Origin of the sequence: Halomicronema sp. CCY15110, assembly GCF_016888165.1 — a bacterium.
Taxonomy (GTDB): Bacteria; Cyanobacteriota; Cyanobacteriia; order Phormidesmidales; family Phormidesmidaceae; genus Halomicronema.
Genome location: NZ_JACSWC010000307.1, coordinates 1 through 11,161, shown reverse-complemented (window position 1 = coordinate 11,161; position 11,161 = coordinate 1). Strand labels below are relative to the sequence as shown.

At 55.0% G+C, this 11,161-nt stretch carries 8 protein-coding genes; 3 read left to right on the top strand and 5 right to left on the bottom strand.

Translation table 11 applies throughout. From position 1 onward, the window contains the following. Positions 1–205: 205 nt before the first annotated feature. A complete protein-coding gene (locus tag JUK32_RS13660; protein WP_204139411.1) occupies positions 206–2,674 on the bottom strand; it encodes an S-layer homology domain-containing protein in 2,469 nt (822 codons plus the stop codon). A gap of 304 nt (positions 2,675–2,978) precedes the next feature. Here JUK32_RS13660 and JUK32_RS13655 point away from each other — a divergent pair, with 304 nt between their 5' ends. Beyond that, positions 2,979–5,741 (top strand): AAA family ATPase, encoded by a 2,763-nt coding sequence (locus tag JUK32_RS13655; RefSeq protein WP_204139410.1) that lies wholly within the window; start codon positions 2,979–2,981, stop codon positions 5,739–5,741. A gap of 131 nt (positions 5,742–5,872) precedes the next feature. Here the strand turns inward: JUK32_RS13655 and petA are convergent, their stop codons facing one another. Both petA and petC read right to left on the bottom strand, forming a co-directional pair. Next, the gene (gene petA, locus JUK32_RS13650) at positions 5,873–6,871 is read right to left on the bottom strand and encodes a cytochrome f (protein WP_204139409.1); all 999 of its coding nucleotides are present in this window, start codon (positions 6,869–6,871) and stop codon (positions 5,873–5,875) included. Between the two features lie 64 nt (positions 6,872–6,935). Beyond that, complete coding sequence (gene petC / locus JUK32_RS13645) at positions 6,936–7,478, bottom strand: cytochrome b6-f complex iron-sulfur subunit (RefSeq protein WP_204139408.1); 543 nt, start codon at positions 7,476–7,478, stop codon at positions 6,936–6,938. 450 nt (positions 7,479–7,928) lie between these two features. Here petC and JUK32_RS13640 point away from each other — a divergent pair, with 450 nt between their 5' ends. Together JUK32_RS13640 and JUK32_RS13635 are read left to right on the top strand one after the other, a co-directional pair. Then, positions 7,929–8,246 carry a DUF3067 family protein gene (locus JUK32_RS13640; protein ID WP_204139407.1) on the top strand — a complete coding sequence of 106 codons (318 nt, stop codon included), beginning with the start codon at positions 7,929–7,931 and terminating at the stop codon, positions 8,244–8,246. A 293-nt stretch (positions 8,247–8,539) separates the two neighbouring features. Next, complete coding sequence (locus JUK32_RS13635) at positions 8,540–9,532, top strand: ribose-phosphate pyrophosphokinase (protein WP_309224543.1); 993 nt, start codon at positions 8,540–8,542, stop codon at positions 9,530–9,532. A gap of 311 nt (positions 9,533–9,843) precedes the next feature. Here the strand turns inward: JUK32_RS13635 and rpsD are convergent, their stop codons facing one another. Then, a complete protein-coding gene (gene rpsD, locus JUK32_RS13630; protein WP_204139406.1) occupies positions 9,844–10,452 on the bottom strand; it encodes a 30S ribosomal protein S4 in 609 nt (202 codons plus the stop codon). 130 nt (positions 10,453–10,582) lie between these two features. Beyond that, complete coding sequence (gene rpsN / locus JUK32_RS13625; protein ID WP_204139405.1) at positions 10,583–10,885, bottom strand: 30S ribosomal protein S14; 303 nt, start codon at positions 10,883–10,885, stop codon at positions 10,583–10,585. Positions 10,886–11,161 lie beyond the last annotated feature (276 nt).

The window sequence follows — 11,161 nt, the reverse complement described above, 5'->3', positions numbered from 1 at the left end:
AGGGGCTCAGGAAATTTGAGGCCATCTTTCAGGGATGGTCACTAGCCCAGGAGGGATTTATGTGTACTTAGTAGCCACGCAGGCAGAGGGCCGCCCTGGCAAACATGCCCCGTCCGTAAAACTACCAATAGCTTACCCAAGCTAGCCGCGATCGCGAACATCGATCGCGACAGCCCGACGATTTCCGACCCACTCCATTCATGCGTTATGGCAAAAACGAGAGTGCCCGGAAGCGAGTCATGGCGGCGACGGTGTAATTTCTCCGGCAGGGGGCATCCGGGACAAATTCCGTAGCCCCTGCGGAGTAGGGCAGGGCGATGCCCAACTGTGCCATTTGGGCGATCGCCCCGGCTGCCGCGTGTCCGTCAATATCGGTAAAGCGGGTGGGGGTGAGCGATGTCGTATCGATCACCGAGGTCAAGGTCACCCCAGGGCCATAGTTTTTGGTGGCGACAAACTGCGCGGCGCGGTCAATAATCGTCATCAACTCGGCGCGGGTCAGTTCCCCCTCGAGTTGAAAGGTCTGGGTCGCGGCGTCACTGTCCATGATGCCCACCTGGGTAACTAGCTGGATTGCGGGTGCAGCAGGATGGTCAGCGGGCACGTCCGTAAATGGAGCGGTGGTTAAGCGGTCGGGCAGGTTCACGACCCCCGGAGATTGGATCAGCGGCGCGATCGCGTTGACCAGCATCGTCGCCACTGTGGCCCGCTGTACAGGAGCTTGGGGGTAAAAGTAGCCGTCGGCGGGGACGGTGATGAGCTGATACTGATGCGCCGCTTGGCGAATGGCCGCCTCGTAGCGATCGCCCTCAATATCGCGAAAGCCGCTGGTTTCGACCGGGTTGGGCATGTCGGTATACATCAGCTGCACCATGCGCACGGCAGTGGCCACCGTGTAGTCGCGCTGGGCGGCAGCATCGGGAGCAAAGCGATCGGGCTGAGTGCGATCGGGCGGTTCGGCCAAGCCGAGCACGCTCGTGACTGCCATCACCTCAGCCGCCCAGTGATTGCTGGGAATATCCACAAAGTTATAGGTCTTGACCATCTCGGTGTTGAAAATTCGGTCGAGGGTCGGTCGCCGCCCAAAATCTTGCCATACGCCATAGGCCAGAGCCTGATGCGCCATCACCATCAACTGGGCGCGACTCACCGGATCTTCCGGCAAAAAATAGCCGGACGCATTGCCCGCTACCATGCCGATTTGTTTGGCTAGTTGTAGCTTCGGGGCGCTCCAGCGATTCGTCGGTACATCCCGAAATGGGGGCGCGGTGAGCGTTGCCGGGACGATCAAAATCGTCTCATTCACAATGCGCTCCCGCAACGCATCCAGCAAAATGACGACGACTTGCTCTCGGGTAATCACACTCCGGGGTCGAAAGGTGCCATCCACAAAGCCCTTGACCAATTGGTACTGATTGGCGGCAATGTCGATTTGCAGCGCATAGCGATTGCCGGTGATATCGGGAAACTTCACCTCGGGTTGAGGCTTGGGATCATGCAGGGGATGTTCGGCGGGCGGTGCTGTGTCGTCAGGCGCGGAGAGGGCGGGCGGGGCGATCGCCGTTTCCATCAGGCGCACCAGGGCCGCCGCCGCAAAATCCCGCTGGGCCATCGCGTTGGGGGCAAACTGGGTGCCCTGCTCATTCAGCGGGGTGGCAATGCCGTAGGTCGTCAACTCGCGAATGACAGCGGCCCCCCAATGGCCTTGAATGTCCGTGTAGGCAATGGCCGGGGCGATCGCTGGCACGACCTCAGTCACCTGAGTGGTGCCCCCATGATTTTCGCGCACTACTACCTGCAAGGCTTTGCGGATCATCGCCATCAGCCCGACTCGACTGAGGGCCGCATCCGGATACGCGCGATTTTGGGGATCTCCGGTCAAAATCCCGGTTTGCTTCGCGTACTGCAACTGCCGGACGCTGCGATGGGTGAGGGGCACATCGACAAAGGGGGCGGTGGTCACGGTGGGCGGTAGGGCGATCGCCTGCGGGTCAGTCACCATTTGCTGCATAGTTCGGATCAGCAGCGTCACCGCCTGTTCCCGCGTAATGGCTTGGTTGGGTCGAAAGGTGCCATCTGCATAGCCCGCAATCAGGTGATAAGTATTCGCTGCTGTCAGAATCTCGGCCTCATAGGGGTTCCCCGCCACATCGGTAAACGACCGACTAAGCGCCGTTGTCGTCTGCGGGGCGATCGTCGTCGTCCCCGTTATGGGTGCCGACTCACCCCCGCTACAGCGCCGTTCGAGATACACCACGATGTCGTTGGCGAGGGTGTTATCCGTCGGTGAGGCATCCCACGCGGTGGCCAGATTGCTGCCCAAGCACACCACATGGTGCAGCTGATGGTCGGCAGTCCGCGTGGTTTCCAACGGTCGCCATTGAGGGCTGCCGCTGCCCACGATGCGGGTGAATAGCTGCTGCGCCATGCCCTGGGTATAAACCAGGCTGGCAAACTGGGGATCTTGCCGATCAAAAATGATCCGCAGGGCCACGCAGCGATCTTGGCGAAAGACACTCACCAAACCCGCGATCGCGACGGGAAAAATGCCCTCTAAATACTGCGTTCCGTGAAGATAAAAATCGGTTTGCCGATCGGCACTCTGCTGATGTTTATGGGTGGCTCCTAAATGCGTTTCGACAACGGCTAGAGGCTGACCGATCACACTATTCATTAATCTCTTCCGGTAATGCCGATAGCGAATGCTGTGAGGTTACCAAGGAAATTGCCGTTGGGCGACCAGTGGGCAACATCCCTACCTGATTTCTTAACTAAATGTTCCCCAACGACTCGCGTGAGGTCGTTTGTCGAGGGCGGATTGCTGAGGCCAGTCCCATGCCAGCAGGCGTCACCCGTCAACTTGATGCCTTGAGCGATCCAGCCATCAACCGCGCCGACGTTCCGGCCACCAGGGGCTACCATAACCATCAGGTGCTGGCGTCTCCGATCCAGCGTTGTGAGCCGTTCAGCGAGTGGGTATGCAGATTCTTTCCGTCACGCTCAAAAACTTCAAAACCCATCAAGACAAACATTTCACCTTTGCCCCTGGCACTAACGCTATTTGTGGAGAGAACGGTGCGGGTAAAACGAGCATTCTGGAAGCGATCGCCTGGACTCTCTTCAACTATCTCGGCGACTATGCCAAAGACGACCTGATCCGCAACGGCAGCGGCAGCGCCGAAGTCACCGTGGAGTTCATCTCTAACCAGGATGGGCGGACTTACACGGTGCAGCGCCATACCAACAAGGGCTACACAATTTTTGACCCGCAGTTGAACGAGCGGTTGCCTTACACCCGCATCAAAGACGAAGTGCTGCCGTGGCTGCGGGATCATCTCGGGGTGTCGCCGGGGACTGACTTGGGCGAACTGTTTGCCCGCACCGTGGGCGTGCCCCAGGGCACCTTTACCGCCGACTTTTTGCAGTCCGCTGAAAATCGTAAAGCCGTGTTCGACAAGGTGCTCAAGGTCGAAGAGTACAAGACCGTCTACAAAGATTTGAATAGCCTGCGCCGCTTGGCCGAAGCCAAAGTCGCGGCGGTCGATGCCGAAATCGCTAATTATGAAGAGCAACTGGCGGGTCTAGCAGAACTGCAAGCGCGCCATCAACAGGTGAGTGCCGAAATCAGTGCGAGCGAAGCGCAAATCAAAACCCTGGAAGCTCAGCTCGCCACCCTGCAACAAGAGCGCGATGCCCTTAAAAAGCAGGCCGATGCCGTGCAGCAGTTGCAAACCCAGCGCCAGCAGGTGCAGGCCCAGCTCGATGGCCAACAGCAGGCGATCGCCCTCCTCACGCAATCGCTGAACCAGGCGCAAGCCGCCGCGAAAATTTGTACTGAGGCCCGTCCCGCCTATCAGGCGTATCAGACAGCAGAGACGGCATTACAAAGCCTGAGTCAGCAACAAGTCGCCCGCCAAACACGCCAGAAAAAGCAGCAGCAGTTCCAGAAGACCCTCGATGCCCGCGCTGCCGATCTCACCCGCCTTAAGCTGCAATTGGAGGGCTTTGCCACCGCCGCGCAAGAAGTTCAACAGTTAGCCGCCCCAGTGCAAGAGCAGACAAAGCTAGAAGCCCAAATCCAGGCACTACAGCGGCAGCAAACAGCGCTGGCACAAGTGCGCGGCGAACTCCATGCCAGCGAAAAGCAGGCCCAGCAGCAAGCTCAGCAAGTCGCTCAGTTGCAACAAGAACTCACGCATCTGCAAACCTTGGAAGCTGCGGTTGTGACTCTGCCGGAGATGGAACAACAGCGCGATCGCCTGCAACAGCAACTCAGCCGCATCGAAGCCGCTCGCCAGTTTAAGACCGAACTCCAGCAGTTGGTCAACCGGGGACAAGCCGCCGGCGATCGCCACCAAGCCGAGGTCACAGTGGCCCTGGCGACCCTGGCCGATTTGCTGTCTCATCTGCCGTCCACATCTGCCGAGGCGATCGCCGGCCTGCAATCGGCGCTAGAGTCGGGCGTGACCGTGAATCGCGCGATGCTGGCTGATGTCGCTACCATCTTGGCCGACCTCGCCACCCAGACCGACGCTCGCCAGTTGAGATCGCAGCTGCAAGACACCAAAAATCGCCTGACTCAATTAGGCCAACAGCAGGCCACTCTCGCCACCCGTCCTGAAAAGCAACAGCAGCTCACCCACCTGCAAGCCCAGCAACATCAACTAACCGAGCACACCCAAGCGCTCCAGGCACAGCTCGGCGCGAGTGATGACCTCTCCACCCAGCTTGCGGCCCTTCAGACAACCCTGGCGCAGTTGGAAGATCCCAAAGGTCGCACTGCCGTGTTGCAGCGATCGCTGACTCAACAATCCACGATCCAAAAGCGCTATGACGAAATGCAGCTCGCGCAAGCAGGCATTCAAAAACAGATTGATGAGTTGACCGCAGAATTGGCGCAATTTGCCGATCTAGATGCGGCGATCGCCACCCAAAATCAAGCCAAACAGACCCATCAAGCGGGGTATTTGCAATATCTGCAAAACGAACAGGCCGCCCAGAACGAGTCTCGCTTGACCCCAGAACTCGCCACCGCCCAAACCGTCCTGACGGCCCAGCAGCAAGCCCGTGATCAATTGCAAACCCAGCTCGATCAAGCCCTGGCTAACTTTGATCCCCAACAAGCCCAGCAGGTAGACACCACCTATCAAACCGTGCGGTCGGAGCGCGATCGCTTGGCGGGTAGCCTGCCGAGTCAACAGCAAATGCTCCAAGAATTCCAGCGCCAGCTCGATACCCTGAAGGAGTTAGCGCAAAAACGGGATGCCGCCCTAGAAGAGCGGAAACAGCGCGATCGCCTCAAGCGCTTCATTAACTTTGCCCGCAAAGCATACAAGGAAGCGGGGCCGCGCATTACCGAACGCTATGTGCAGCAAATCTCTCGCGAGGGCGATCGCCTGTTCCGGGAACTGATCAATCGCCCCAATGTCGCTCTCACCTGGACAAGAGATTACGAAATCCTAGTGCAAGAAGGCCCCAACAAACGACGGTTTGTAAACCTATCGGGGGGCGAACAGATGTGTGCCGCATTGGCGGTGCGGCTCGCCTTGCTCAAGGTATTGGCCGATATTGATATTGCCTTCTTCGACGAACCCACCACGAATATGGATCGGCCCCGGCGCGAGAGCTTGGCTGAGGCGATCGCCCGCATCCGCAGCTTTAATCAACTGTTTGTCATTAGCCACGACGACACCTTCGAAAAAGTCACCGAAAACGTCATCGTCGTCGAACGCGATACCTAATGGCTCAGGCTGCTCCCTGGTCGCCCCAACCGAGTCGGTGTATCCACCTCTAATCCCCCCATTCATGGCAACAAAAAAGAGGGCACCAAAGGTACCCTCTCCATTCATAATCCTTGCCAAGAAGCTGGCTTCTACAGGCTGAGACCTTCTGCCGCCTGCACTCGCTCGACTTGCTTCTTCTTCAGCACCAACATGATTTGGGTCAACATGACGGCAGCGATGAAAGCCATCAATCCCTTAATCCGACCGGGGCTCTGCAACACAATCTCAGCGTCAACCTGACCAAAGCCGCCGACATTCGGGTCAGTAGTCAGCAAACCGCCAGCGGTGACCTCATCACCTTCGGCCACAATCAGCTCAGGGCCAGCGGGCACAGCGACGGTAGTAGTGGAACCATCGTCTGCCATGACCGTGACGTCGTAGCCCCCTGCATCCAGGGCTGCAATTGTCGAAATTGTCCCTGTCGCGGTGGCTTTAACCGCAGCGTTGTTGCTGTTTTGGCCCGTCGGGTAGACTTGACCACGCCCCCGGTTACCACCGACATGCACCGCATACTTACCGAACTGAATATTTCGATCCTTCGCTGGATCGGGAGACAAGATCGGGAAGACAATTTCTTGATACTGTTCACCCGGTACTGGGCCAACCAACAAAATATTGTCTTGCTCTTCGGAATACGGCAAGAAATAGGTGCTGCCGACTTCCTCTTTCATTTCCTCAGGAATGCGATCGGGCGGAGCTAGCTTAAAGCCTTCCGGCAACATCAGAACCGCACCAACGTTTAAGCCACCTTTGCTGCCGTCACCCAGCACTTGTTGAGTCTCCAGGTCATAGGGCACTTTGACTACGGCTTTAAAGACGGAATCTGGCTTTACTGACTGCGGGACTTCGACATAGGTGGGCTTTTCGGCCAAGTGGCAGTTGGCACATACAATGCGCCCAGTGGCTTCACGGGGTGCCTCGTAATTTTCCTGCGCCCAAAACGGATAGGCTTGGGCTGACTCTGGCATGACAACTACACCAGAGAGCAAAATGAAAGCTGCCGCGATCGCTAACGATAAGCGCTTAAAGATTTTGGCTCCGGGCCAAGAGCGATCGCGAAGACAGCTGTTCAGAATTGGGGTCTTCATCGGGAAATTCGTTATCCAAATTTGCAAACAACACAGCCAACAAAATTGAGTCTGACGAGACTGATTAAGTCCACCAAGGCGAGTTGCCTGTCCGGAAGTCAGTCTCAGTCCAGTCAGTTAGCGACACCTTATCGTCTTCGGTAATGTCAGCATGGGCAAGCGCCAGTGATAGCGGTGCTGGCCCCCGCACCACCTTTCCAGTGGCATCATACTGAGACCCGTGACAAGGACACATAAACTTGTTTTCGCTCGCGTTCCAAGGCACTACGCAGCCAAGGTGGGTGCAAACAGAGTTGATGCCATACTTTTCTAGATTGCCATCCTCAGTCACCACTAAATAAGTGGGGTCGCCCTTTAGGCCTTGCGCTAAGACACGCGCTTCCGGGCTATGGCTAGCCAAAAACTCACTGGCCACCACATCTTTGCCCAAGGAATCTTTAGCCAAGGTACCGCCACCAGCGGCACCGCTCGATGGGGGAACGAAGTAACTAATGACGGGGTACAACATGCCGCCAACTGCTCCAGAGGCCGCACCAAGGGTGAGGAGATTCATAAACTGACGCCGCCCCAGGCTGGGCGTATCAGACATTCCAGAAGCTTGAGTCATAGTCCTATCAGACAATTTTTATATTGGGCAACAGACCAAATGATAAATCAGGCTAATGACCACATATCCACGGCTTTAGACTGCAAAGCGTCAGCAACTGAAGACACTTACAGCAGTGAACATTCTGACAATTAGCAAGATGAGAATAGGTCGGATTCTTGCTAAGCATTATTGCATTTTGCCGTCGCTAAGATTGGCACAAACAGGGGATCATCCCTGGGCGATTGCACAATTTTGCTTGGCTGCATAAATATAGAGGCGACTAAGCGTCCATGGCGATCGCTTGCCTGCCGCTTCTGCATAAGCTAGAACCTTTACCTAACAGACCTTTTGGCAACCACGCCTAAAACTCTTGTCGGCCGCCATCAATGCTCTAGCCAATAAAGACGCTAATGTTACAAAATATTATCAGTATTGCGAAGTGTGAACGCCATCTTGGAGCCATCATCTATGACCGGTTCAGAGTTACATGAACTCATTGCCTCCAAGTGGGGATATTCCTTTGATGTGCAGTTCCGGCGTCTGCAGGATCAAATCTTTTTGCAGGTGATGTGGCGGTATCTAGAACAAGCATCATTTCCGCTGACAGAAGAAGAGTATTTAGCCCACTTAGATGAAGTGGCGACCTATCTAGTGGGCTGGGGGCAAGCCGACCATATTCGTCAAGTGATTGCCGATACCCGCGATCGCCCCCGACTCGGTAAAGCGGTCAGCATTCCTTTGAACTTAGGTGAACGAAGTTCCGAATGGTTGCTCGACTTTAATTAGCACTCTTGGTGCTAATGAATACACGGTTGCTAGAAGTATTGACTAGACTCTAGGCTCCGCCAACCATCCTGCAATAGTCCTTGATTAAGTTGAGGGGGCAATGGGTTAGCTGCTGTCTCTGTCTCTACGGCTCGGAGCTATCGAATATATTGAGCCGCAACTTTAATGAACGACATAATTGAGTCGCCACCAATCGATAATTCGATACTTGAGAGTGCGAATGATTACGTAGTTTGGATTTGAGTTGAGGATGCTAGCATGACCATGACGATTTGGGAATTTGGGGGCTTGCTGTGATCCGTTCTGCCACGCTGCCGCTTCAGACGACACTGCCATCCCTAAACGATAACAGCCGACTTAAGCTGTTTTCAGGTTCGGCCAATGTCAACCTGTCTAGAGAAGTCGCCCGTTATCTGGGAATTGATTTGGGGCCAATGGTTCGCAAACGTTTTGCCGACGGCGAACTGTATGTGCAAATTCAAGAATCAATTCGGGGATGTGACGTTTATCTGGTACAGCCAAGCTGTTATCCGGTGAATGACCACTTGATGGAACTGCTCATTATGATTGATGCCTGCCGCCGGGCATCAGCACGGCAAATTACAGCAGTCATTCCGTATTATGGCTATGCCCGCGCCGATCGCAAAACGGCGGGCCGAGAATCCATTACAGCTAAGTTGGTCGCCAATTTGATCACGAAGGCCGGCGCAAGCCGAGTGCTGGCGATGGACCTGCACTCCGCTCAGATTCAAGGATATTTCGACATACCTTGTGATCACGTCTATGGCTCTCCCACCATTATCGATTACATTGCGAGTAAGCAAATTGATGACTTGGTCGTCGTGTCCCCTGATGTGGGGGGCGTGGCACGGGCTCGGGCCTTTGCGAAGAAACTTAATGATGCGCCGCTGGCGATTATTGATAAGCGCCGTCAAGCCCACAATGTCGCCGAAGTCATGAATTTAATCGGCGATGTGAAGGGGAAAACGGCGGTGCTCGTGGATGACATGATTGATACTGCTGGCACGATCTGTGAGGGCGGTCGTCTGTTGCGTCGTGAAGGCGCTGAACAGGTCTACGCTTGTGCGACCCATGCGGTCTTTTCGCCGCCCGCATCTGAACGATTGGCTAGCGGTATTTTTGAAGAGGTTATTGTTACTAATACAATACCCTTGCCAGATGAGCGCAAGTTCGAACAGCTTACGACTCTCTCTGTTGCCAGTCTCTTAGGCGAAGCTATTTGGCGGATTCATGAAGAAAGCTCGGTGAGCAGCATGTTCCGCTAACGTTCATGTACGAAAAAAAGACAGTAGGCCGATGATGGATGAGGTTCATTATCGGCCTATTTGGTATTTTGGCTGACTGTGGCATTGCCCGCATCGAGAGTCGCGCTCGTGGAGAGCTTAGGGATCGGCGGGAAAATAACATCCCGGTAACGGCAGTGCTTGGATGGCTGGGTGGCTGGGTCAGTTGCGGGTCTGGAGTCGGCACTTTAATTGTCCGCGCATCCCTTAACCCACCAACAAAAATCGGCTCAGAGCGAGGCCCTGAACCGAAACGACTGAAAGACGGAATACGCCGCCGCCAGTAGTATTGATTAAGCTTTACGGGAGTAGTACTCAACTACCAGGAGCTCATTGACGTTGAGGGCAATCCATTCTCGGTCAATGATGCCGTTGACCTTCGCGGCCAGCTTGTCTTTGTCTAGTTCCAGGTGAGTGGGAACATTCGCTAATCCGGGAAATTCCAGGTTGGCGGCCGCCATCTTTTTAGAGGCGTCGCGATCGCGTACCGCGATCACATCTCCGGGCCGACATTGATAACTAGCAATATCCAACACTCGACCATTGATCGTAATGTGACCGTGGTTAACCAACTGCCGCGCGGCCGGAATGGTGGGGGCAAAACCCAGTCGGAAAATCGTGTTGTCGAGACGCATTTCCAGCAGCTGCAAAATTACCAAACCAGTAGAGCCACCGGCACGCCGTGCCTTTTTTACATAACGAATCAACTGCTTCTCACTAACGCCATAGTTGAAGCGCAGCTTTTGCTTTTCTTCTAGACGAATTGCATATTCAGTCTTTTTCTTCCGAGCTTGACCGTGTTGCCCAGGGGGATAAGCCTTGCGAGGTGTTTTACGAGACAGCCCTGGTAATTCGCCCAGACGTCGAACGACTCTGAGGCGAGGTCCTCTATAGCGAGACATGCAAATTTCTCCAATGTTTAGATGTCATTTAGTTGCCACCCCCGCATCTAGGGATTGCGTATCAACGAACCAAGAGCTGGTGGCGACACTCTTAGTCGATCAAGAGCATACTTGACGAACGAGTTAGCGGTTACCAGCTAGACTTAACCACACCAGGTAAGAGTCCCTGGTGAGCCATCTCTCGCAGTTGGTTGCGGCACAGTCCGAAATCGCGGTAATAGCCGCGAGGCCGTCCCGTTTTCCAACAGCGGTTGCGGAGACGAGTCCGCGAGCTAGCCCGAGGCAACTGCTGAATTTTGCGGTGAACCGCAAATTTAGCCCCAGGGCCTTCAGCATTGTCAAACTCTTCCATCAGCGCCGCCCGCTTTTCAGCGTATTGAGCGACGAGCTTTTCACGTTTGCGCTCCCGCGCGACCATGCTTTTCTTAGCCATGCAGTTTATCTGGTTTGGTAATTTTCAACACAGTCTATAAGTTTAACGCAGCAGGCTTGTCTTCGTAAAGACAAAATTTTTCCATGTAGGGAACCGACGGGATGGAATCTTGGTTGTTCGGGCTTGTCGATCATTCTCCAATCCCATCTCGCAGAACGGACGAAGGGGAAGGTGGATCCTGGTCTTGCCTCCTCCATTTTCGGGCTACTAAGTACACACAAGTCATGTTGTAGTAGGATGCTGCCAGAAAACATGGGGTCATCGAGATGGAGAATC

What these genes read in the sequence shown, in the direction of transcription:
- JUK32_RS13660 (WP_204139411.1), bottom strand. Translation starts at nt 2,674, where the DNA reads ATGAATAGTGTGATCGGTCAGCCTCTAGCCGTTGTCGAAACGCATTTA.
- JUK32_RS13655 (WP_204139410.1), top strand. Translation starts at nt 2,979, where the DNA reads ATGCAGATTCTTTCCGTCACGCTCAAAAACTTCAAAACCCATCAAGAC.
- petA (WP_204139409.1), bottom strand. Translation starts at nt 6,871, where the DNA reads ATGAAGACCCCAATTCTGAACAGCTGTCTTCGCGATCGCTCTTGGCCC.
- petC (WP_204139408.1), bottom strand. Translation starts at nt 7,478, where the DNA reads ATGACTCAAGCTTCTGGAATGTCTGATACGCCCAGCCTGGGGCGGCGT.
- JUK32_RS13640 (WP_204139407.1), top strand. Translation starts at nt 7,929, where the DNA reads ATGACCGGTTCAGAGTTACATGAACTCATTGCCTCCAAGTGGGGATAT.
- rpsD (WP_204139406.1), bottom strand. Translation starts at nt 10,452, where the DNA reads ATGTCTCGCTATAGAGGACCTCGCCTCAGAGTCGTTCGACGTCTGGGC.
- rpsN (WP_204139405.1), bottom strand. Translation starts at nt 10,885, where the DNA reads ATGGCTAAGAAAAGCATGGTCGCGCGGGAGCGCAAACGTGAAAAGCTC.